Source organism: Streptomyces brasiliensis, from assembly GCF_014647875.1.
Taxonomy (GTDB): domain Bacteria; phylum Actinomycetota; class Actinomycetes; order Streptomycetales; family Streptomycetaceae; genus Streptomyces; species Streptomyces brasiliensis.
Map to the genome: position 1 here is coordinate 1 of NZ_BMQA01000041.1, position 23233 is coordinate 23233.

A 23233-nucleotide genomic window follows, 5' to 3' on the forward strand; every position below is an offset into this window, starting at 1 on the left:
GCCGTACTCGCCGATCGGCAGGTACGGCCCGATGAACTCCCATTCCCTGTCCGTCAGTTGCGCGCGTGTCATGCAAGACGATCTACCAGTCCAGACCCAGCCCTGAGTGCGAATCCGACAGATTGATCACGACTCGATACGCGCCCTAGGCCCCTTCGCGTGTCGAGCTGCGGGAGGGGACGATGGCCGCGCGGCTCAGCGAGGCCCGACGCTCTTCGAGCGGTTCGAACGCTCCTCGCCAGAGGATGACGCGAAACCCCCTCTGGACAGACCTCGGCCGCGGCGGCTCCCCCTCCGCACCGCCGCGGCCTTCCCCGTGTGGAGAAAAGCTCGGTCAGGCCTTCTCGTCCGTGGCGTGGACGTTGGCCGGTGAGGCGACGGCCTCGTCGGTGGGCTCGCTGGTGGCGTGGACGTTGTCCGTCGAGACCTCGTCGGCCGGCTCGATCGTGGCGTGGACGTTGTCTGTGGTGTTCTCGTCGCTCATCTCGCTGGCTCCCCTGACAGTGTGGTGCGATGGGTGGGCAGGACCCGCCCGGCAGCTCCCCCGAGGGCTGCCGGGCAGGTCCTGCTGGGCCGGATCACCCTAGATGCCCGGCCGCTCGTCGTTCCGTCTGCCCCCCGACGCGACGGCTCGACTGAGTCGAGGATGTCGGATGGCGATAAACGAATGATGAACGCCGCCCGGACCAGCGGGCTCCCGGATCAGGCCGCGGCCGCCGGCTTCAATAGGGCCCTGACTTCGTCCGCTTCCGACGCCCCCAGCGTCTCGAAGATCTCCAGTGCCTCGTTCCAGCACACCTGGGCCCGGTCGAGCTGACCGATATCGTTCAGGGCCCGCCCGAGCACCGTGAGGACGTTGCCGTGGCGCCACTCGCCGCCGATGCCGCGCAGCAGCGTCAGGGCTGTGTCGGCGTTGACCGCGGCCTGGGCCGGATGCCGGGCCGCGAGGTCGAGTTCGGCCAGGCGGAACAAGGTCATGCCCTCCCACAGCCGCTGCCTGCTGTCCCGGAACACCTTCAGGGCCCGGTGCAGACAGTCGGTTGCCTCGGCCAGCTTCCCGCTCTGCGTGAGGGCGAGGCCAAGCGCGTAGCGGCCGTTGGCGCCCCTCAGATCATGGTTCATGGCGTCGTACATCGCGGTGCCCTGCCGGGCCAACGCCACGGCGCTCTCCGTGCGTCCCGACGCCAGGTGAATACGCGACAGGTTGCACAGGGCGCTCGCCTCGCCGGGGCGGTCCCCGAGGTCACGAAAGCTCTCGATGGCGCGGGTGAAGTGCTTCTGGCCCTCCTTGTGCCGGTTCTGATACAACGCGACCACACCGCTGATGTTGGACGACCAGCAGCCGGTGAGTGGGTCGTCGGTCTGCCGGGCCAACTCGGTTGCCCTTTCGGCCTCCTGGACGGCAACGTCGAACCTGCTGCCGGAGATGTGGTGCACGAAGGCGAGCAGCGTCAGGGCCCGCGCCTCCGTCCGGGTCTCCCCCGTCTCCCGCGCCACGTCCCGCAGGAGCACTGCGACCGCTTCGTATTCCTTGGAGTTTGCTCCCGACTCGGCTAGGTCGACCGCCGCCCACAATAGGTCCACAGCTCGCCGAAGGGTCCCGGGCCGCGCGGACTGCCGTACACACGTGAGAAGGGAGACCGCCTCGGCGTACAGCCAGTCCTGCGCGGCGTGTCGGTCGGAGAAGGCCAGGCCCGGATGCCCCGCGTTCTCCAGGTGATCCACCAGACGATCTCCCGGCCGTTCGATCAGATAGCCCATGGAGACGGTGGAGAGGTAGAAGTCCAGCAACCGCGACATCGCCGCGGTCGGCTCGCTCGGCGGCCACTCGTCCCTCTCCGCGCAGGCTCGCGCATACAACCGCACCAGGTCATGGAACCGGTACCGCCCCGGCGCCGCGGACTCCAGCAGCGATGTGTCCACCAAGGACTCCAACAGGTCCTCGGTCTCCTCCACCCCCAGATTCAGCACCGCGGCAGCCGCCGCCAGGGAGATGTCCGGACCGTCCGCCAGGCCCAGCAACCGGAACGCCCGGGCCTGTGCCGGCTCCAGGGCCCCGTACCCGAGCTCGAAGGTGGCCTTGACCGCCAGGTCCCCGGCCTGCAGTTCGTCAAGCCGGCGTCGCTCGTCGCCCAGCTTCGCCGCCAGTACCGACACCGTCCAGGTACGGCGCGCCGCCAGACGGGACGCCGCGATGCGGATGGCCAGGGGGAGGAAGCCGCACGCCGCCACCACGTCCAGCGACGCCTCCCGTTCCGCCGCCACCCTCTCCTCGCCCACGATCTTCGTGAACAGGGACAGCGCCTCGTCCGGGGACATCACGTCCAGGTCCACCAGGTGCGCCCCGGCCAGGTCCACCATCCGGACCCGGGACGTCACCAGCGCCGCGCAACCCTCAGTGCCGGGAAGCAGGGGTCGTACCTGTGCCGCGTCCTTCGCGTTGTCCAGCAGGACCAGGACCCTGCGGCCGTCCAGGATCGAGCGGTAGAGCGCCGCCCTCTCCTCCAGGGAGTCGGGGATCGCCGAGTCCGCCGTGCCCAACGCCCGCAGGAACGAGCCCAGGACCGTCTCCGGTTCCGCCGCGCGGGGGCCCGCGCCCTGCAGGTCCACGTACAACTGCCCGTCCGGGAAGGCCGGTCGCGCCCGGTGGGCCACATGCACCGCCAGCGTCGTCTTGCCCACCCCGCCGATGCCCGCCAGCGCCGACACCGCCATCACCCGGCCATCGGCCGTTGCGAGTACCTCGCCCAGTTCGGCGACGAACGCGGAACGTCCCGTGAAGTCCGGTACGGTCGCCGGGAGTTGTGCCGGACGCACCGGAACCACCGCCGGTTCGGACACTGGCGCCGACGGCTCCGCCAGTGCCGGGTCCGCCTGGAGTATGCGGTGTTGCAGTTCCCGTAGGCCCTGCCCCGGGTCCACGCCCAGTTCCTCCGCCAGCAGGCGCCGCGTGTCCGCGTAGACCGCCAGTGCCTCCGCCTGGCGGCCCGAGCGGTACAGGGCCAGCATCAGCAGTTCCCGCAGGCGCTCGCGGAGCGGATGTGCCGCTGTCAGCGCGGTCAGCTCCGAGACCGCCTCCGCGTGGCAGCCCAGCTCCAGGTCCATGTCCAGGCGGGACTCCAGCAACTGAAGTCGCCATTCCTCCAAGCGGACCCGCTGCGCGTCCGCGTACGGGCCCGGCACGCCTGCCAGGGGTTCGCCGTCCCACAACGCCAGTGCTCGGTTCAGTACGTACCGTGCCTGGCGCAAGTCGCCCGCACTACGCGCCTTCTCCGCCTGCGCCGCCAGGTCCTGCGCCACCGCCAGGTCCAGGGCCCCCTCCCGAAGGCCCCGCACCGCGTAGCCGCCCGACTCGCTCACCAGGACACCGGGGTCCAGGACCTTCCGCAGGCGGGACGCGTACGTCCGTAGCGCCGCCAGTGCCTGCGACGGCGGCTCGGTGCCCCAGAGCGCGTCGATCAGTTCCGCCGCGGTGGCCGTCCGGCCCTCGCGCAGCAGCAGGGCGGCGAGCAGCGCGCGCTGCTGGGGGGAGCCGGTGCCCAGAGCCTCCTCGCCGCGCCAGGCGCGCACGGGACCGAGCAGGCTGAACCGCAGTGCCTCCGACTCCGCGGCCGCAGGAGTGGAATCGGTACGTCGCTGCTTCGGCACTCGCGGTACACCGTCCATGCGTCGTCCCCCTAGGCCATCCCGAACAACTACGTCAGTTTGCCTTGTTCCGGGCACCTGCGTCAGCCGTGCGAGACGCCGATCACAGGGCGGCTCACGGGAGTCCACAACCCCCTCACAGCCTCTTCGCGCAGCTCCGCACGCGGTCCACCGTCGAAGCCGGCCTGCCATTAGCTGACTGGCCATCAGATCAGCGCTACCGTGAACGCAACGCCACCCTCGACCACCTCTGCGGCGGACGCCTCGTCCTCGGGGTGGGCGCCGGGCATGTCCGGGAGGAGTTCGAGGCACTCGGGGTGGACTTCGGGCAGCGGGGTGCCGTGCTCGACGAGACGATCGACGCGTTGCGGGCGGCGCTCGGGCCCGAAGAATTCCCGGTGCATCACGGGAAGCCGTCGGCCGCAACATGGAGGCGCCGTTCGGGGGGTTCAAGAAGAGCGGGGTGGGCCGGGACGTGGGGTCGTACGCGCTGCACGCCTACAGCGAGGTGCAGGCGATCGTCTGGCCCGGGTGACAGCGGGCCGCCTCAGTCCGACAGGTCCACCCGGATCGTCAGCAGGTTCGTCCCCATCGCCCGTACCGCCGTGCTGTTCATACGGGGCAGGCTGCGCAGGCGGGCCACGGCGTCGTCCTCGGGCAGCAGATGCGCCGTGCCCGGGTGCCAGTGGCCGCCGATGCGGACGCGGACCGCCGGGTCGGCCTGGATGTTGCGGACGTACTGCGACTTCGTGCCGAACTCCGACACCAGCCAGAAGGAGTCGCCGACCCGCCGCCCGCCCACCGGGGTCTGGCGGGGAAGGCCGGACTTGCGGCCCGTCGTCTCCAGGAGGGTCTGGAGGGGGAGCCGGCGCACGACCGGGTTGCCGACGTGGCGCTGGAAGGCCGTGACGGCCCGGTGCTTGAGGGTGGTGTAGCGGGACATGGCGGCGGGGTCTCCCGGGTGAGTGCGGTGGGTGCGACAGTACGCGCGTGAATGTCGTCCGAGCTGAAGCCATCCCTACCCCGCGGCTGGATCTCCTCCCCCTCCGCGTCCAACACGCGGAGGAGATGGCCGTGGTGCTCTCCGACCCCGCTCTGCACGCCTTCATCGGGGGTGTTCCCGACACCCTGGAGGAGCTGCGGGCGCGTTATCGGCGTATCACCGCCGGGTCGCCCGATCCGGGTGTCTCCTGGCTGAACTGGGTCGTCCGGGCGCGGGAGGGCGGTCGCCTCGCCGGTACCGTCCAGGCGACCGTCGGGCCTGGGCCCGTCGCGGAAGCCGAGGTCGCGTGGGTCGTCGGCACCCCCTGGCAGGGGCGGGGGTTCGCCTCCGAGGCGGCACGGGCGCTCGTCGGGTGGCTCGGCCGGCGGCCGGACGTCGCCGTCGTCGTCGCCCATGTCCATCCCGCCCACCACGCCTCCGCCGCCGTCGCCTCCGCCGCCGGGCTCGTGCCGAGCGGGGAGGTGCGGGAGGACGGGGAGGCGCGGTGGGTGCTCGATGTCAGCGGCGGCCGAGGAAGATCGGGTTCGTGAAGGCGGCCAGCGCTCCGGGCAGCGGGCCCGCCGCCGTCTCGTGGCGGAGTTCCGCGCGTACGTACGCCGCGTACGCAGGGGTCGTCTGCCACTCGACGACGCCCGAGCCCGTCACCGGCAGGGGGCCGCTCGTCTTGAGGACGCCCTGGTCCGTGACGAAGCTGACCGTGCAGCGGGGCGTGCCCGAGGCCTCCAGGCGGATCGTCACCGGGGTGTCGGGGTCCACGTCGAGGCGTTCGCCGATGCCGGCCTGGCGGGCCCGGCCGCCCGTCGCCGTGAAGGTCAGCGAGACGTTCTTGGACTCGGCGACGTAGGAGCGGCCCGCGCGGATGCCGTCCTGGACGGCCTCCCGGGTCAGGTCGTCGGCCAGGACGACGGTCTGCGGCGTGCCGACCGCGTCGGGGTCGCGGTGTGCGTCGCTGTTGCCCATCGCGGGAAGCCAGTCCCGGCCCTCCCGCACCGACGCGACGAGCTGGTTGTCCCACTCGGCGAGCGTCACCTCGTCGTCGGGCGTGTAGGGGCCGTTCCACACCTCGACCGCGTCCGCCTCGCCGAAGCCGAACTTCCAGCCGCAGCCGACGCAGGTGGCGTGCGGGTGGGCCGGGACGACGAGGCCGCCGGAGCGGCGGATCTCACGGGCGAACCGGCCGAAGCGGTTGTCGCGGGCGCGGTAGCGCCAGTCGATGAAGGTGCCGGCGTCCGTGCCGAGGGCGAGCACATGGCCGTTGCGGGTCGTCACCTCTTCGCCCAGCATGATCAGCAGGTCGTCGCCCGCCTCGTCGGCCCAGTGCGCGTGCGCCGAGTGGGTGTTGTGCTCCGAGGTGTTGATGAAGTCCAGGCCCGCCGCGCGCGCCAGCGCCGCGATCTCGGCCGGGGTGCGGCGGCCGTCGGAGTGCCAGGAGTGCAGATGGCAGTCGCCCCGGTACCAGGCCCGGCCGCGGCCCTTCGCGCGCTGCGGCGGGTAGACCGGGCGGGCCGTCTTCCCGGGTTCGCCGTAGGCCAGCGTGATGGTGAGCTCGTACGTCAGTCCCTGCGGCGCCACCGTGTAGGGGCCGAGGGCGATGTGCCAGGTGCCCGCGCCCACCGGGCCCGGGATGTACCCGGGCGTGGCGTCGTCGGCGCGGACGAAGAACTCGGTGCGGGCGCCGCCCGACCAGCCGCGGAAGCCCCGGCCGCCCAGGTCGGTGCCGTGCTGGTCGAAGATGCCGATGTCGAGGGCGTTGCCCGCGGTGCCGGCCGGGACGGACGGTCTGTCGTAGGTGTAGGAGACCTTGATCTCCTGTACGCCGGCGGGCACTTCCACCGGCACGTACACGAAGTCGGGGGAGCCGGGCGGCAGCGTGCCGCTCACCGTCCGGGTCTCCTGGTCCTGGCCGTCCGCCGCCGCGAAGTTCACGCTTCCCAACGTAAGCGCGGCGGCGGCACCCGTCACGAACAAAGCGCGTCTGCCGAAGCCTTTCCTGTCCTCGTCCATGGCTGTCACTGTCGGGGGCGGGGGTGAACTCCCGTGGACGTGGAGGGAATCGGCGGCGGGCGGTATGTCATGTACGTAAGAGGCGCGCGATGACGTCTGCAATGCCGACCGGTCGGTATGGACATCCGGGGCTCGCCCAGGGGGTACAGATGGGTCATGAGAATCGCCGTCACGATCTTCCTCACCGACGAGACCATCGCGCCGGTCCGGCTCGCCCGTGAGCTGGAGCAGCGCGGCTTCGCCGGGCTGTATCTGCCCGAGCACACCCACATCCCCGTCGAGCGGGTCACCCCGTACCCGGCGGGCGGCGACCTGCCGCGCGAGTACGGCCGTACCCTCGACCCCTTCGTCGCGCTCGGCCAGGCAGCGGCCGTGACCGAGCGGCTCGGCCTCGGCACCGGCATCACGCTGGTCGCCCAGCACGACCCGATCGACCTCGCCAAGCAGATCGCGACCCTCGACCATCTCTCCGGCGGGCGGTTCACCCTCGGCGTCGGCTTCGGCTGGAACGTGGAGGAGGCCGCCGACCACGGGGTCGAGTGGCGCACCCGGCGCGAACTCGCCCGCGACCGGATGGCGCTCATGCATGCCCTGTGGTCCGAGGAACCGACCGCCTACGACGGGGCGTTCGGCGGCGTGCGGGCCAGCCACGCCCACCCCAAGCCGGCGCAGAAGCCGCGCGGCCCGGTCGTCGGCCCGCGCACCCTGGTCGGCGGGGCCGCCGGGCCCAAGCTGTTCGCGCACATCGCCGAGTACGCCGACGGCTGGCTGCCGATCGGCGGACGCGGGCTGACCGAGTCGCTGCCCGTGCTGCGCTCCGTGTGGACGGACGCCGGACGCGCCCCGGCCGCCCTCCAGGTCGTGCCGTACGCCGTCCTGCCCGGCCCCGGCAAGCTCGCGCACTACGCCGAACTGGGCGTCGAGGAGGTCGTCCTGCAACTGCCCCCGGCGGGCGAGACGGAGGTGCTGCGGGTCCTCGACGAGTACGCCCGCTACCTGGATGGGGCCTCTTTGTCCTGATCAACCCGAACGTATGCTCAAAGAATGACGACTTCCGCGACCTCCGGAACCGGCCCCACCGAGAACTCCATGCGTCGCGCCCTCAAACGCGCCCGGGACGGCGTCGCCCTCGATGTCTTTGAGGCGGCGGTGCTGCTCCAGGCACGCGGCGAGGCCCTCGAGGACCTCGCCGCGTCCGCCGCCCGGGTGCGGGACGCCGGGCTCGAGGCGGCCGGCCGTCCCGGTGTCATCACGTACTCGAAGAGCGTCTTCATCCCCCTCACCCGGCTGTGCCGGGACAAGTGCCACTACTGCACCTTCGTCACCGTCCCCGGCAAGCTGCGCCGCGCCGGGCACGGGATGTTCATGTCGCCGGACGAGGTCCTGGACGTGGCCCGTCGCGGCGCCGAACTCGGCTGCAAGGAAGCCCTGATCACCCTCGGCGACAAGCCCGAGGACCGCTGGCCCGAGGCGCGCGAATGGCTCGACGCGCACGGCTACGACGACACCATCGCCTACGTCCGCGCCATCTCCGTCCGCATCCTGGAGGAGACGGGTCTGCTGCCCCACCTCAACCCGGGCGTGATGTCGTGGACCGACTTCCAGCGGCTCAAGCCCGTGGCCCCGTCGATGGGCATGATGCTGGAGACGACCGCCGAAAGGCTCTGGTCCGAGCCCGGCGGCCCGCACCACGGCTCCCCGGACAAGGAACCCGCCGTACGGCTGCGTGTCCTGGAGGACGCCGGCCGCTCCTCGGTCCCCTTCACCTCCGGGATCCTGATCGGCATCGGCGAGACGTACGAGGAGCGCGCGGAGTCCCTCTTCGCCCTCCGGAAGACCTCCCGCGCCTACCACGGCATCCAGGAACTGATCATCCAGAACTTCCGCGCCAAGCCGGACACCGCGATGCGCGGCATGCCCGACGCCGAACTGGACGAGCTGGTCGCCGCGGTGGCGGTGGCCCGGCACATCATGGGCCCGGCCGCCTGCATCCAGGCCCCGCCGAACCTCGTGGACAGCGAGTACGAGCGACTCATCGGCGCGGGGATCGACGACTGGGGCGGGGTCAGCCCTCTCACGATCGACCACGTCAACCCCGAGCGGCCCTGGCCGCAGATCGAGGAGTTGGCCGAGAAGTCGGCCGCCGCGGGCTTCGAGCTGCGTGAACGTCTCTGCGTCTACCCGGAGTTCGTCACACGCGGCGAGCCCTGGCTGGACCCGCGGCTGCTGCCGCACGTACGGGCGCTGGCCGACCCGGAGACGGGCCTGGCCCGGCCGGACGCGGTGGTCGAGGGCCACCCGTGGCAGGAGCCGGAGGAGGCGTTCCAGCCCTCGGGGCGTACGGATCTGCACGTGTCGATCGACACCGAGGGCCGTACGTCCGACCGGCGCGACGACTTCGACGTGGTGTACGGCGACTGGGACGCCCTGCGCGAGGCCGCCGCGCCCGGGATGGCACCGGAGCGCATCGACACGGACGTGCGCGCGGCGCTCGCGACGGCCGCGGACGACCCCACCCGGCTCACGGACGCCGAGGCGCTGGCGCTGCTGCACGCGGACGGCCCGGCGCTGGACGCGCTGACGAGGATCGCGGACGACGTGCGCAAGGCGGCCGTCGGCGACGACGTCACGTACATCGTCACGCGGAACATCAACTTCACGAACGTCTGCTACACGGGCTGCCGGTTCTGCGCCTTCGCCCAGCGCCGCACGGACGCCGACGCCTACACCCTCTCCCTGGACCAGGTCGCGGACCGCGCCCAGCAGGCCTGGGACGTGGGCGCCGTGGAGGTCTGCATGCAGGGCGGGATCCACCCCGACCTGCCGGGGACGGCGTATTTCGACATCGCGAAGGCGGTGAAGGAGCGCGTACCCGGGATGCACGTCCACGCCTTCTCCCCCATGGAGGTGGTGAACGGCGCGACCCGTACCGGTCTGTCGATCCGCGAGTGGCTGACGGCCGCGAAGGAGGCCGGGCTGGACTCGATCCCGGGCACGGCGGCGGAGATCCTGGACGACGAGGTCCGCTGGGTCCTGACGAAGGGCAAGCTGCCCACGGCGACCTGGATCGAGGCGATCACCACAGCGCACGAGCTGGGCATCCGCTCGTCCTCGACGATGATGTACGGCCACGTCGACCAGCCCCGCCACTGGCTCGGCCACCTGCGCACGCTCGCCGGCATCCAGCAGCGGACGGGCGGCTTCACGGAGTTCGTCACGCTTCCCTTCATCCACACGAACGCGCCGGTGTACCTGGCGGGGATCGCCCGCCCGGGCCCGACGACGCGGGACAACAGGGCGGTCACGGCCATGGCACGCCTCCTCCTGCACCCGCACATCCCCAACATCCAGACGAGCTGGGTGAAGCTGGGCACGGAGGGGGCGGCGGAGATGCTGCGCTCCGGCGCGAACGACCTCGGCGGGACGCTGATGGAGGAGACGATCTCGCGGATGGCGGGCTCGTCGTACGGCTCGTACAAGTCGGTGCGCGATCTGGTGGCCGTCGCGGAGGCGGCGGGCCGCCCGGCCCGGCCGCGTACGACGCTGTACGGAGAGGTGCCGGAGGAGCGCCGTCGGGCGGCCGAGGCCTCGGACGGGCACCTGCCGGAGTTGCTGCCGGTGCTGGACTGAGGAGCGGGCAGAAGGGGCCGGTACGATGATCCGACCTCCGGTGTCGGGGGTCGGAGACTTCCGGTACCGGGGGTCGGAGACTGAGGAGATGCGTACCCGTGGCTGCCCGACTGCCCTCGTGGGCCTGGGTCACCGGTCTGACGGTGGGGGCGACCGTCGCCGTCGTCGCTCTCGCCGTACAGGCCGACAAGGGCCCGCACCCGACGGCCGCGACGGCCCGCCCGAGCGCCTCGGCCTCCGCGAACGCGCACCCGTCCCCCAAGCCGAAGCAGCCCGCGGCGCCGGCGGTGCCGGCCGCCTCGGGGACCGGGCGCCGGGTCGTCTACTCCCTGGGGCAGAAGCGGGTGTGGCTGGTCGACGCGAGCGACAAGGCGACGCGGACGTTCGGGGTGTGGCCGGGGACGGTGAGCCCGGCCGTCGGCAGCTACACGGTCTCCAACCGCACCGAGGGCCCGATCACCGGCTCCGACGGTGTGGAGATCGAGCACATCGTGTACTTCGCTGCCACCTCGGGCCCCAACGTCGCCTTCTCCAACGCCGTGGACGGCTCCTCGCCCCCGCCCGCCTCGGGTGTGCAGACGGGCGGCATACGCATGCACACGGCGGACGGCGCGGCGGTGTGGGCGTTCGGCACCGCGGGCACGAAGGTCACGGTCGTCAAATAGCGGCCGATTCGCCCTCGCCACGTCATCGCCGTCCTTGAAGAGCCAGAATGAGACCGGCGGACTTCCGGGTCGAGGGGACGGGGGACGTACGGATGGCGCAGGCGCGGCCGTCGATGCAGGAGCTGATCCGGCAGCGCAGGCGGGCCGGGTTCGTGGGGCGCAGCGCGGAACGGGCGGCGTTCCGCGCGAACCTGGGCGTGCCGCCGGAGGACGAACGGCACCGGTTCCTGTTCCATGTGCACGGCAACGCGGGGGTCGGTAAGACCTTCCTGGTACGGGAGTTGGAGCAGATCGCGCGAGAGCGCGGGGCGCTGACGGCGTACGTCGACGAGAGCGCCGGGAGTGTGCCGGAGGCGCTGGCGGGGATCGGGCGCCGGTTCGCCGCTCAGGGGCACCGGTTCAGGGACCTGGAGCGGCTGCTCACGGCGCATCGGGAGCGGCGGTACGAGGCGGAGACGGCGGCGCTCGGCGCACCGGAGCCCGAGGGACCGTCGGCGGGGAGCATGGCGGTGGCGCGGGCCGGGCTGACCGGCGCGGCGATGGTGCCGGTGGTCGGCGCCCTCGCCGGGGCCGTCGACCCCGCCCAACTCGCCCAGGGCGTCGACCGGTTGCGTGCCGGGCTCAGCGCGCGCTTCCGCAGCCAGGAGGACGTGCAGCTGGTGCTGTCACCGGAACAGGTGCTCACGCCGGTGCTGCTGGCCGAACTGGCCGACGCCGCCTCGACGGTGCCGTGGATCGTCCTGTTCTTCGACACCTACGAGCGGACCGGGCCGTACCTCGACGCCTGGCTGCACGCCCTGATGACGACGGACAGGTACGGCGCCCTGCCCGCGACGGTCGTCGTGGTCACCGCGGGACAGCGCCCCTTCGACACCGCCCGCTGGGGAGGCTTCGCCGACTTCGTCACGGACGTGCCGCTGGGGCCGTTCACGGAGGCGGAGGCACGGGGACTGCTCGCGGACCGGGGCCTGCGGGACGAGCCGGTGGTCGCCGAGGTGCTGAGGCTGAGCGGCGGACTCCCGGTCCTGGTCTCGACCCTGGCCGAGACGCGCCCCGACGGTCCGGGACCGCCGGCCGACCCCAGTGCCACGGCCGTGGACCGCTTCCTGAAGTGGGAGCAGGATCCGGTGCGCCGGGCGGCCGCCCTGGCCTGCGCGCTGCCCCGTCAACTCGACGAGGACGTGTTCCGGACGGCCGTGGACTGCGTCGAGGAGGAGGCCGACGGGCTCTTCGCCTGGCTGCGCGGCATGCCCTTCGTGAGCGAGCGCGGGGAGCGGGTGCAGTACCACGACGTCGTACGGGCTCCGATGCTCCGCCTCCAGCGGTCGCGCTCACCACGCGGCTGGCGCGAACGGCACACGCGGCTCGCGGAGGCGTTCGGGCGGTGGCGCGCGGAGATGGAGGAGGACGGGCGTCCGGACGAGTGGTGGCGGGACGAGGCGTGGCGGGAGCTGCGGCTGGCCGAGTCGTACCACTTGCTGTGCGCGGGCCCTCGGACCGCTGTGCCGACCGTGACCCGCGATGTGGTGGACGCGTGCGGCGAGGGCGAGGTGGTGGCACGGCGGTGGGCGCGGACGCTGCTGCAGGCGGGGGAGGACGTGGACGCGGAGGGTGTCGCGGCCTGGGGGAGCGAGCTGACTCAGGCGCTTGACCGGGGCGGGGTCCTGGAAGCCTTGGCCGTGCTGCTGGCGAAGGGGGGCCTCGACGCGCGGGGCCGGGCTGAGGCGTACCGGCGGCGGGGAACGGAGCTGGGCGGGCGCGGGGAGCACGCCGCGGCGCAGGTCCAGTTCGACCGGGCGATCGAAGTGGATCCGGAATCGGCAGGGTCGTACGAGGGCAGGGCGATCGCGCGGGGACACCAGGGTGACTACGGCGCCGCCGTCGCCGATCTCGCCGAGGCGGCCCGGCTGGATCCGGACAACGCGCGGATCCTCACCGTACGCGGCGACTACCTCCGGGTGACCGGGGACTTCGCGTCGTCCGCAAGGGAGCTGGACCGAGCGATCGAGCTGGATCCGACGAGAGCGACGGCATGGGCCGCCCGAGGAGCCACCCGGCACCGACTCGACGACCTCGAAGGCGCGGAGTCCGATCTGAACCGGGCCCTCGAACTGGATCCGGCCTATGTCTGGGCCTTCGCGCGCAGGGCACGGGTCTGGCGGTCGCGCGGCGAACAGGAGCGGCGGCTGGCCGACCTGGACCGAGCGGTCGCACTGGCGCCCGATGTGCCCTGGGTGCTCTGCGAGCGGGGTGACGCACTCTCCGGCGTCGGCCGCCACGAAGCGGCTCTCGCGGACTACGACCGGGCCGTCGTCCTCGACAGCCGGTACGCCTCGGTGTACGCGAGCCGCGGGGTCTGCCACAGCAGAATGGGCCGTCCGACGGAGGCTCTCGCCGACCTGGACCGCGCGCTCGAACTCAGCCCGGAGTACGTCTGGGCGCTCTGGCAGCGGGCCATGGTCCACCTCGAACTGGGCTCACGCGCCGACGCGTCCGCCGACGTCGAACGGGCCCAACGACTCGACCCCGGGCTGGAGATCCCATGGGTACGTGAAGCGCTCCGCGCTCCGGCCGACTGAGGCTCAGCGACCGGAGTGGAAAAATTACTACCGGATCCGCCCGGATCCGCCCCCTGAAGCGACCGTTCGCCGTCGATTACAGTGCTGAGCTGTCGTTTGTGCGGACGGTGACGTAGGGAGGTCCTGGTGGGTGCGACAGCCGGTGCCGTCTGGGGCCGTGCCGAACAGCAGGACTTTCGCAGCCGCGTGCGCGGCACGCTGCTCGGGGTGGCCGTCGGGGACGCGCTGGGCGCGCCCGCCGACGGGCTCGGGATCGAGGAGATCCGGGCGGCGTACGGCGCGGAGGGCGTCGCCGATCTGCCCTTCGGGTACGGCAGGCGCGGCGCTGTGACCCATCACACGCAGTTGACCCTGTTCACCGTGGACGGGCTGATCCGTGCCCAGGTGCGGCGCGACACCGGTGCCTGGCATCCGCCGACCGATCTGCACCGGGCGTATCTGCGGTGGGCCGCCACCCAGCGGGACTGGGGGCCCGACGAGCGCCGCAAGGAAGACGGGTGGCTCGCCCGGGAGGAGTGGCTGTACGCCCGGCGCGATCCGTCGCATGCGCTGCTGCTCGGGTTCGGGGACGACAGCATGGGCACGCTCGAGGCGCCCAGGAATCCCGGGGAGGCGGGGCCGGAGGCCGTGGCGCGGTCGGCTCCGTTCGGGCTGCTGGTGGGTTGGGAGCCGCAGTTGGTGGCGCAGCTCGCGGTGGAGTGTGCCGCGCAGACCCACGGTCACTCCACGGCCTACCTGTCGGCGGGGGCTTACGCCGTGATCGTGCATGGGCTGGCCCGGGGGGAGGAGCTGGACGGTGCGGTGCAGCGGGCGCTGGCGCTGATCGCCGCTCGGCCCGGGCATCAGCCCGTCTCGGACGCGCTGCAGCGTGCCCTCGGTGCGGTGCGGCAGGGTATGCCGAGTCCCGCACGGGTCGAGGAGCTTTCGGGGGAGGGGACGGCGGACGGGTTGCTGGCCGTCGCCGTGTACTGCGCGCTGGTGGGGGAGGACGTACGGCATGGGTTGTGCCTGGCGGTGAACCAGGGCGGGCCGTCCGGCGCGGCGGGGGCGTTGACCGGGGGGTTGCTCGGTGCGCTGCACGGCGAGACGGCCCTCCCGCCGGCCTGGCTGGCCGAGTTGGAGGGCCGTCCTACGATTCTGGAACTGGCCGACGACTTCGCCATGGAGATGACCCAGGGGCCTGCGTTGCACGGGCCGGCCGGGGCTTCGCCGGGGTGGCTGGCTCGGTATCCGCGGGCCTGAGCCGGTCGGCTACGCCTCCGCCGAAGCCGACGTCGGTACCGGTGCCGCCGCCGTCCCGTCCCCGTCCGTGTTGATCCGTTCGATCAGCGCGTCCCGTTCCGGCGTGTCCTCCGGCTTCAGGTAGCCGATCAGGATGTACAGGATCAGGGACACCGCCAGCGGTACCGAGACCTGGTACTGGAGCGGCACGCCGCCCTCGACGTTCCAGTTGATCGGGTAGTTGACCAGCCAGAAGGCCAGCAGGCCCGCCGCCCAGCTGGTGAGCGCCGCCGTCGGGCCGGACTTGCGGAAGCGGCGGAGCAGACCCAGCATCATCGGGATCGCGATCGGGCCCATCAGACCGGCGACCCACTTGATGACGACGGTGATGATGTCCTGGAACGTCGGCGAGTTGACCTGTGTCGCCACCGCCATGGACAGGCCGAGGAAGACGACCGTCGTCACCCGGGCCGCGATCAGGCCCGTCCGCTCGCCCCAGGCCCGCGCCCACCGCGACAGCACCGGCGCCACGTCCCGCGTGAAGACCGCCGCGATGGCGTTGGCGTCGGAGGAGCACATCGCCATGGTGTGCGAGAAGAAGCCGACGACGACCAGGCCCAACAGGCCGTGCGGCAGCAGCTGTTCGGTCATCAGACCGTAGGAGTCGGAGCCGTCCGGCTTCTGCGCGTGCACCAGGAGCGGCGACATCCAGATGGGGAAGAAGAGGATGACGGGCCACACCAGCCACAGCACCGCCGACAGCCGCGCCGAACGCGCCGCCTCGGCCGCGCTGCCCGTCGCCATGTAGCGCTGGGCCTGGTTGAGCATGCCGCCGTTGTACTCGAAGAGCTTGATGAACAGGAAGGCGAGCAGGAACACCGTGCCGTAGGGGCCGACCAGCGGCTTGCCGTGGCCGTGCAGGGCGGGCTCGTCCCAGGCGCCGAAGACGCCGATGTTCTTGTCGTCCAGCTTCAGGACGACCGCGATGAACATCGAGATGCCGGCCAGCAACTGGATGACGAACTGGCCGAGTTCGGTCAGCGCGTCCGCCCACAGACCGCCGATCGTGCAGTAGACCGCGGTGATCGCACCGGTGATGAGGATGCCCTGGTTCAGCGAGACACCGGTGAACACGGACAGCAGCGTCGCGATCGCGGCCCACTTGGCGCCGACGTCCACGATCTTCAGCAGCATGCCCGACCACGCCAACGCCTGCTGGGTGGACACGTTGTAGCGGTTCTTCAGGTACTCCAGCGGAGAAGCGACGTGCAGCCGTGAGCGCAGCCGGTTGATCCGCGGGGCGAACAGCTTGGAGCCGATGGCGATGCCGAGTGCGATCGGGAACGACCAGGTGACGAAGGAGGTGACGCCGTAGGTGTAGGCGATGCCCGCGTACCCGGTGAACAACACCGCGCTGTAGCCCGACATGTGGTGCGAGATGCCGGACAGCCACCAGGGCATCTTGCCGCCGGCCGTGAAGAAGTCGCTGACATTGTCCACGCGCTTGTGCGACCAGACGCCGATCGCGACCATCACACCGAAGTAGCCGATGAGCACGGCCCAGTCGAGACCGTTCATGTCTCCCCTTCCAGGGTTCGCAGGCATGGTCAGGCATGTGAACTCTGGTTTCGGAGGTGTATGGACGGCAAGAAAGCAGTAAGTCAAGAGCAGGTAAAAATGTTCGTCTTGATGACCTGCATTCATGTACGTGAACGAATGCGAGACTTGCCGTGCATGCTCAGCGCATCAGTTCCCCCGCGTTGACCAGCAACGACTGTCCCGTGATGGACCGTGCCCGGTCCGACGCCAGGAACACCACCGCGTCCGCCACATCTCTGTCGGTGGCCGGCTCCGGCAGCGCCATGCGTTCAGCCAGCCGTGACAGCACCTGTTCCTCCGGTATCCCCTCCGTGTGCGCCGTGAACCGTACGTACGCCTGCACCGGCGGCCCCCGCATCCAGCCCGGCAGCACCGTGTTGACCCGGATCCGGTACGGCCCGAGCTCCCGCGCCAGTGAGTACATCGCGCTGGTCAGCGCCCCCTTCGACGCCGCGTACGCCGCCTGCTTCACCTGCGACGGCGCCGCCACCGAGGACTGCGTCCCCATGATCACCACCGAACCGCCGCCGCCCGTCTTCAACTCCGGCAGACAGGCCCGTGTCATCCGCAGCGTGCCCAGCAGATTGACGTCGAGCACCGACTGCCAGGTCGCGAAGTCGGCGTCCTCGAGACCGCCGAAGTACGAGTCCCAGGCGGCCACATGGACCACGGCGTCGATCCCGCCGAACCGCTCGCGTCCCAGCCCGGCCGGCGCCGCGCACTGCCCCTCGTCGGTGATGTCGGTCGCCCGGTATGCCGTGCGTGCCCCGCCGGGGTCCATCTCCGCCACGCTCTTCGCGAGGTTCGCCTCGGTGCGCGCCCCGAGTACGGCGTTGCCCCCGTCCCGTACGACCGCCGCCGCGACCTGGCGGCCCAGACCCGCACCGACCCCCGAGACCACGACGGTCTTGCCCCCGAGCAGTGCCATGGCGTACCTCCTCCGCGCCGCCCGGGCGCCTGCCCCGGCGCCGGCTCTGGCGCTTTATCTGACGGAGCGTCAGAGGATGGGCGACCGCAGGAGGATGGAAGAGGACCGAAGGGGAGCGCCCCATGCCCGAGGACACCCGCAGCGAGCTGTACGCCGAACTGGCCGCCGTCGGCCCGTACGGCGTCCGTCCCGGCCACGCCCTGATCACCATGGTCGAGCCGCACCCCGGCCACGAGTACGCCTACAACCGCTGGTACGAGGACGACCACTACTACGCCGCCGCGATGGCCATGCCCTGGATGTACGCCGGCCGCCGCTGGGTGGCGACACGGGATCTTCAACTCCTGCGCCGCCCCGAGAAGTCGGCGATAGCCCAGCCGCTCACCGCCGGGTGCTACCTCTCGACGTACTGGATCACCGACGGCCGCCACGCCGACCACATGAGGTGGACCGTCGCCATCAACAAGCGCCTCGACCGCGACGCCCGCGTCTACCGCGACCGGACGCACGTCTTCACGGCCTTCCAGGACCACGAGGCGACGGTCTACCGCGACGGCGCGGCGGGTCCCCGGGACTTCCACGCCCTGGACCACCCGTACGCGGGCCTGGTCCTGGAGGTCGTGGACGCCGAGTCGCCCGAGCAGCGCACGGAACTCCTGGAGTGGCTGCGCACCCGTCACCTCCCGAAGCGCCTGACGGCCTCCCCGTCGGCCCTGGTGACCGTCTTCCGCCCGACCCCGCTGCCCGGCGACCGCATGACGTACGTCAAGCAGGTCGAGGGCACGGACACCCGCCTCACCCTGCTGTGGTTCCCGGAGACGGACCCCCGGGAGTGCTGGGAGGACCACTTCACCGGCCTCGACGAGCAGGTGACGGAGTCGGGACTGGGGAAGGCGGAGCTGGTGGCGCCGTTCGTTCCCACGGTGCCGGGGACGGACAAGTACGTCGACCGCCTGCGCTGAGGATCGAGGATCAGGGCGACTTCAGTTCCTGCGGGCACGGCGTCCCGCGAGGCAGCTGATACGGCGCGGCCAATCGATACGTCCCCGCCTTGGGCGCGACGAGAAGGGTCCACTTGTCGCCCTTCACGTCCTCCTCCGTCTCCGTCAGACAGCCGTTGACGTTGGTGTACGACTTCGGCATGCCCTCGGGACGGTGCTTGGAGGCCTGTGTCTCCTGCGGCGGCTTCAGGCTCTTGCCCTCCGCGTCGACGATGCTCAGCCACGGTGAGTACGGGATCCGGATCAGGATCCGCCCCGCCCTGCGGACCTCGATCGTCAGCTCACCCTGCTCCGCACGGTCCACGACCGCGTCCGGCTCGGCGAGCGGCACCGGGTCCGTCACCCGGAACAGCTGCCAGTTCGCGTCGCCCCAGATCTGCTTCAGATACGGCATCCCGCGCTGGACCAGCGTCCGCTCCCGCTCGCCGCCGTCACCGTCCGGTTCGCCCTTGGGCAGGACGACGAAGTGGACGGCCCAGCGCTGGAGCCACTCGTGGTAGTTCGCCGAGTTGAGCGTGTCGTCGTAGAAGAGCGGGTTGCGCTCCATGTCGGCCTGGCGGTTCCAGCCGCGGGCCAGATTGACGTACGGCGCGAGCGCGGAGGCCTCGCGATGGGAGCGGGCCGGAACCACCTCGACACGGCCCTTCTCGGCGCCGACCTGCTGCAACTCGTTGACGAGGGGGGCGAGTTCGCGCGCCCAGGACGCGGCCGGTGTGGTGTGCACGATGTCGTCGACCGACTTGAAGCCTATCCAGCCGGCGAACCCGAGGAACGTCACCACGATCGTGTACCACTTGCGCGAGCGCGGCACCGTGAACGGCAGCGCCGCGATCAGCGCGACCCCCGCGAGCAGCATGGGCAGCCGGGAGATGTTCGACCCGATCTGCGAGCTGACCAGCCACACCAGGATGACCGCGATCGAGTAGACAGCGGCCGTCAGCCGGACCGTCACCCATTCCTTGGGGACCAGGAAGAGGCAGAACAGCCCGTACAGCAGTGGCAGGACGACCGAGCCGAACGTCATCGGCTGAGTGCCGGAGAACGGGAACAGCCAGGCCGACACCGCGACGACCGCCGTCGGCGCGAGCCCCAGTGCCCAGGCGCCCGGACGGCGCTTCTGCAGGAACAGCGCCACCGCGACCAGGCCCACGAACAGGCCCGCGACCGGAGACGCCATGGTGGCGAGCGCGGCGAGCGGCGCGGCCACCAGAGCCTTCGCCCACCGTTTGAAACGCCAGCGGTACGGCCAGCAGAAGACGGCCGCGACCGAGCCCAGCGCGAACATCGTGCCGAGGCCGAAGGTGACCCGGCCCGACAGCGCGTTGCAGACCAGCGCGAAGACTCCGGCGAGCGCGGCCCACAGGGGGTTTTTCACCGACCGGCTGCGGAACAGGATCAGCGTCAGCAGGCCCGCCGACACGGTACCGGCGACCATCATCGTCGTACGGACACCGAGGACCGACATCAGATACGGCGAGACCACGCTGTACGACACCGGGTGCATGCCGCCGTACCAGGCGAGGTTGTACGCCGAGTCCGGATGCCGGCCGACGAACTCGGCCCACGCGTCCTGTGCGGCGAGATCGCCACCACTGTTCGCGAACGTGAAGAACCAGATGACGTGCAGGACGCCGGCGAGCGCGGCCATGGAGAGGGCGGGGTGTGTCAGCAGCCGCTGCCGGAGGGGCTCCAGGGCGGTGAGCAGCAGCCGGATGCGCACGCCGATGAGGGTGGCTGGGTCACCGGTGGTGTCGTGGTGGTGCGGCAGGGCGTCGTGACCGTCCGTGTCGGTCCCGGACACGGGTATTCGCGGGCCGGTTCCCGGGCCCGGATCGGCGTCGTCAGCGCGTGTCGGCTCCGCTGTGGCCACCTGAAGGCACTCCCCGTGTCCCGTTTTCTGTTCTCGGCCGCGTTCCTCGGTGCTAGCGGCCGCTTCCCGACCAGTTCACGGTCCTGTCCCGTGGACCGGCGACCTGCCCCGATTCGTGACGCTAGCACGCACCCCGCCGCGGGGCCCCCGGGCGGGGCTCCATCGGCGGGGTGCGGGGACGGATCGTGTGTCGCGGGTCAGCCGAGACGGGTCAACTTGTCCGTGAAGCCCGGTTCCGCGAGGTCCTTCTGGAGGGCCACCGGAACCTTCACCGCGCCGCCCGAACCGTCACCCACGGTGAGCGTCCCCACCTTGGTGCCGGCCTTCGCGGTGTGCGGTACGTCGTCGGCCGCGAAGGAGAGTTTCACCTTCAGGCCGGACCAGCCGACGGCGGTGACGTCCTCGGTGGCGATCACCGGGGTGCGGCCGCCGAGCCCGTCGTCCACGGAGCCGACGACGGTGCCCTTCTTGATGATCGTCGCCGACTTCAGCGCGCCCTGCGCCGCCCGGATCAGCTGGTCGCCGCCGTACAGGGCCGCGCTGAGGATGGTGTTCTCCGGGCCGCCCGCGGGCTGGCGCAGCACGGCGCCGACGATGGTGCGGGTCTCGCCGCCGACGTCCTTCTTCGCGGCGAAGACGAGGTTGCCGAGGGCGGAGGTGGTGGTGCCGGTCTTGATGCCGACGACGTCGTTGTGGCCGACGAGCTGGTTCCAGTTGGAGTGGTTGACGCCCGTGTAGTCGTCGTACGACATCATCGCCGCGACCTCGCGGAAGGCGGGCTTCTGCATCGCGGTCTTGGCGAGCTTCACCTGGTCGACCGCCGTGCTGACGGTGGAGTCGGTCAGACCGGAGGGGTCGGTGTACGTCGTGTTCGTCATCCCCAGGTCCTTGGCGGTGGCGTTCATCTTCGCCACGAACGCCTTCTCGGAACCGGCGTCCCAGCGGGCCAGCAGACGGGCCACGTTGTTGGCCGAGGCGATGAGGATGGACTCCAGGGCCTCGCGCTGGGTGATCGAGTCGCCGGCGGTGACGTCGACGGTGGACTCCTGGCCGGCGCGGGACTGGTCCTGGGCGGCCTGGTCGATCTTGATCTTGGGGCCGTCGGCGCCGCTCTTGAGCGGGTGGTCGCGCAGGATGATGTACGCCGTCATGACCTTCGCGACGCTCGCGATCGGTACGGGCTTCTGGGTGCCGTTCGAGCCGAAGGAGCCGATGCCCTGGACGTCGAGGGCGGCCTGGCCCTGCGACGGCCACGGGATGGTGACCTGGTCGCCGTCGAAGGTGTAGCTGTCCTGGGCCGTGAGGTCGAGGGTGGGCTGCGGGAGCGGGCGCACACTCTGTACGACCGCAAAGATGATCGCCAGCAGGATGACCAGCGGGGTCCAGATCTTGATCCGTCGGACGAGTGTGCGGAACGGGGTCTGCGGGGGCGGGGGCGTGTTCGTCAGCTCCGCCAGCAGGTCCAGCGGGGGCTTCGGGGGAAGCGGCTGCTGTGTGGTGCGCTCCGGACCGACCTGCGGGACGAGGGCGGTGGCGTCGGTGGTGCTCGGCGTGCGGGCCGCAGGTTCGTCGAGAGACTTGAGCGCGACGAACTTGCTCGCCCTCTGCGCGCCGCCGATCTTCAGGGTGGTCGTGGGCTGATCGACCTGCGGCGTGGGCCGTACGGCCTTGAAGACGGCGGTGGGCTGATCGACGGGGCCCTGCGGGGCGTTGTCGCCGTCGCCGTCCGCGGGTGCGTCGTCCTTCGCGTCCCCGGCTTCGCCTTCGGGCGCCTCGCTCGCACCCGCATCTCCCGTGCGGCCTTCGTTGTCGGGTGCGGGCGGCCCCTGCGGGGCGTCCTCGCCGTCGGCGTCTGCGGGTTCGTCGGTCTCCGCGTCCGCGTCTTCGTCCGTGGCCGTCTCTGCCGTAGCCGGCTCCGGCTCCGACTCCGGCTCAGCAGGCTGCTCGCCGGAAGCCGCCTCGGGTGCCTCGTCCGTCTCGGTCTCGGTGGATGCGGCCGCAGGTTCGTCCCGGTCGTCGTCGTCCGCCTCGGGTGCTTCGTCTGCCGCGTCGGCCAACTTGCCGGTCGCGGGCTCGTCCTTGGTCTCGGTCTCGGCGTCGGTCTCGGTCTCGGTGGATGCGGCCGCAGGTTCGTCCCGGTCGTCGTCGTCCGCCTCGGGTGCTTCGTCTGCCGTGTCGGCCAACTTGCCGGTCGCGGGCTCGTCCTTGGCCTTGGTCTCCGCGTCGGTCTCGGCGTCGGTGGATGTGGCCGCAGGTTCGTCCCGGTCGTCGTCGTCCGCCTCGGGTGCTTCGTCTGCCGTGTCGGCCAACTTGCCGGTCGCGGGCTCGTCCTTGGCCTTGGTCTCCGCGTCGGTCTCGGCGTCAGCCGCGTTCTCGGCCTCGGAGTCGCCTCCCGCCGCGTCCTCGGCGCCGCTCTCGCCCTCGTCGTCGGTCTCGGCCTCGCCGTCGATCTCCGCAGCCGCGTTCTCGGCCTCGGCCTCGGCCTCGGCCTCGGCAGCGTCCTCGGCTTCGGCTTCGGTCACCGCAGCGTCCTCGGCCTCGTCGTGGGTCACCGCAGCGTCCGCAACCTCGGCGTCGGCCGTAGAGGTGCCGTCGGGCTCCGCGTCCTCCTCCGCCGGCTTCTCGTCCGTGCCCGTTCGGACCCACGCCGCCACCGCCGCGCGCAGGCGGGCGTCGTCCTCCGTCCGGACGTCCCGGGCGGAGAGGACCTTGGTCGTCGTGTCCGCCTCGGCCGCTCGGGCCACCGCCAGACGCGGGTCGCGGGTCTCGGGAACCGGGCCCCCACCCCCCGGCGTCGGTTCTGCCGACGACTCGCGCTGCTTCGACCTGTCGGGGGACTCGCCCGCCACCGATGCCTCCTCCATGTGCCGCACGTTCTGCGTACGGCTGCCGAACTGACCGCCAACCCTCGAAACCCGCCCGGACGACGCCTTCCTGACGCTGTCCGAACCATGCACCAGTGTCCTGTGTGCGGGCTTGCCCCCTGCGGTAGACGAGAACGACATACCTACCGGTTCCCTCACGAAGCGGTCAGGCACCCTCGACAGACCAATGTGAGAGGGGTCACCCTGTCATTCATCCACGCGGG

15 protein-coding genes and 2 pseudogenes are annotated in these 23233 nt (G+C 71.4%); 9 read left to right on the forward strand and 8 right to left on the reverse strand.

The window, feature by feature from the left end; genetic code table 11:
* Positions 1–334 precede the first annotated feature (334 nt).
* Both IEZ19_RS36340 and afsR read right to left on the reverse strand, forming a co-directional pair.
* On the reverse strand, positions 335–484 hold the full coding sequence (locus tag IEZ19_RS36340) for a hypothetical protein (protein WP_189315662.1): 150 nt from the start codon (positions 482–484) through the stop codon (positions 335–337).
* Positions 485–702: 218 nt separating this feature from the next.
* A complete protein-coding gene (afsR, locus tag IEZ19_RS36345; RefSeq protein ID WP_189315663.1) occupies positions 703–3666 on the reverse strand; it encodes an SARP-family global regulator AfsR in 2964 nt (987 codons plus the stop codon).
* A 254-nt stretch (positions 3667–3920) separates the two neighbouring features.
* Between afsR and IEZ19_RS53780 the strand changes: the two are divergent.
* Both IEZ19_RS53780 and IEZ19_RS36355 read left to right on the forward strand, forming a co-directional pair.
* A pseudogene (locus IEZ19_RS53780) lies at positions 3921–4001 on the forward strand (hypothetical protein); the annotation flags it as partial.
* 56 nt (positions 4002–4057) lie between these two features.
* Positions 4058–4180 (forward strand): annotated as a pseudogene (locus tag IEZ19_RS36355) (aldehyde dehydrogenase family protein); the annotation flags it as partial.
* A gap of 12 nt (positions 4181–4192) precedes the next feature.
* Here IEZ19_RS36355 and IEZ19_RS36360 read toward each other — a convergent pair.
* Positions 4193–4588 (reverse strand): nitroreductase family deazaflavin-dependent oxidoreductase, encoded by a 396-nt coding sequence (locus IEZ19_RS36360; protein WP_189315664.1) that lies wholly within the window; start codon positions 4586–4588, stop codon positions 4193–4195.
* A 47-nt stretch (positions 4589–4635) separates the two neighbouring features.
* Here IEZ19_RS36360 and IEZ19_RS36365 point away from each other — a divergent pair, with 47 nt between their 5' ends.
* Complete coding sequence (locus IEZ19_RS36365; RefSeq protein WP_189315665.1) at positions 4636–5178, forward strand: GNAT family N-acetyltransferase; 543 nt, start codon at positions 4636–4638, stop codon at positions 5176–5178.
* Here the strand turns inward: IEZ19_RS36365 and IEZ19_RS36370 are convergent.
* Entirely contained in the window at positions 5147–6652 is a 1506-nt protein-coding gene (locus IEZ19_RS36370; RefSeq protein ID WP_189315666.1) for a CehA/McbA family metallohydrolase, read from the reverse strand. The two genes, IEZ19_RS36365 and IEZ19_RS36370, sit on opposite strands and share 32 nt — an antisense overlap.
* Before the next feature lie 156 nt (positions 6653–6808).
* Between IEZ19_RS36370 and IEZ19_RS36375 the strand changes: the two genes are divergently transcribed.
* The 5 genes from IEZ19_RS36375 (at position 6809) to IEZ19_RS36395 (ending at position 14768) form a co-directional block, all read left to right on the forward strand.
* A complete protein-coding gene (locus IEZ19_RS36375; protein WP_189315667.1) occupies positions 6809–7672 on the forward strand; it encodes an LLM class F420-dependent oxidoreductase in 864 nt (287 codons plus the stop codon).
* A 24-nt stretch (positions 7673–7696) separates the two neighbouring features.
* On the forward strand, positions 7697–10282 hold the full coding sequence (locus IEZ19_RS36380) for a bifunctional FO biosynthesis protein CofGH (RefSeq protein ID WP_189315668.1): 2586 nt from the start codon (positions 7697–7699) through the stop codon (positions 10280–10282).
* Positions 10283–10380: 98 nt separating this feature from the next.
* Positions 10381–10947, forward strand: coding sequence for a hypothetical protein (locus tag IEZ19_RS36385; RefSeq protein ID WP_229841237.1), 567 nt, complete (start codon positions 10381–10383; stop codon positions 10945–10947).
* 47 nt (positions 10948–10994) lie between these two features.
* Positions 10995–13526: an ATP-binding protein gene (locus tag IEZ19_RS36390; RefSeq protein ID WP_229841239.1), complete on the forward strand. Its 2532-nt coding sequence runs from the start codon at positions 10995–10997 to the stop codon at positions 13524–13526.
* Positions 13527–13652: 126 nt separating this feature from the next.
* A complete protein-coding gene (locus IEZ19_RS36395) occupies positions 13653–14768 on the forward strand; it encodes an ADP-ribosylglycohydrolase family protein (protein WP_189315669.1) in 1116 nt (371 codons plus the stop codon).
* 9 nt (positions 14769–14777) lie between these two features.
* Here the strand turns inward: IEZ19_RS36395 and IEZ19_RS36400 are convergent, their stop codons facing one another.
* Together IEZ19_RS36400 and IEZ19_RS36405 are read right to left on the reverse strand one after the other, a co-directional pair.
* Complete coding sequence (locus tag IEZ19_RS36400) at positions 14778–16325, reverse strand: sodium:solute symporter family protein (protein ID WP_189315670.1); 1548 nt, start codon at positions 16323–16325, stop codon at positions 14778–14780.
* Positions 16326–16485: 160 nt separating this feature from the next.
* Complete coding sequence (locus tag IEZ19_RS36405) at positions 16486–17274, reverse strand: SDR family oxidoreductase (protein WP_189315671.1); 789 nt, start codon at positions 17272–17274, stop codon at positions 16486–16488.
* 122 nt (positions 17275–17396) lie between these two features.
* Between IEZ19_RS36405 and IEZ19_RS36410 the strand changes: the two genes are divergently transcribed.
* Positions 17397–18236: a hypothetical protein gene (locus IEZ19_RS36410; RefSeq protein ID WP_189315672.1), complete on the forward strand. Its 840-nt coding sequence runs from the start codon at positions 17397–17399 to the stop codon at positions 18234–18236.
* Between the two features lie 10 nt (positions 18237–18246).
* On the opposite strand, the gene IEZ19_RS36415 is transcribed toward IEZ19_RS36410, so the two are convergent.
* Positions 18247–20145: a DUF8823 domain-containing protein gene (locus tag IEZ19_RS36415; RefSeq protein ID WP_189315673.1), complete on the reverse strand. Its 1899-nt coding sequence runs from the start codon at positions 20143–20145 to the stop codon at positions 18247–18249.
* Positions 20146–20342: 197 nt separating this feature from the next.
* Positions 20343–23009, reverse strand: a complete 2667-nt coding sequence (locus IEZ19_RS36420; RefSeq protein ID WP_189315674.1) for a D-alanyl-D-alanine carboxypeptidase — start codon at positions 23007–23009, stop codon at positions 20343–20345.
* Between the last annotated feature and the right edge of the window lie 224 nt (positions 23010–23233).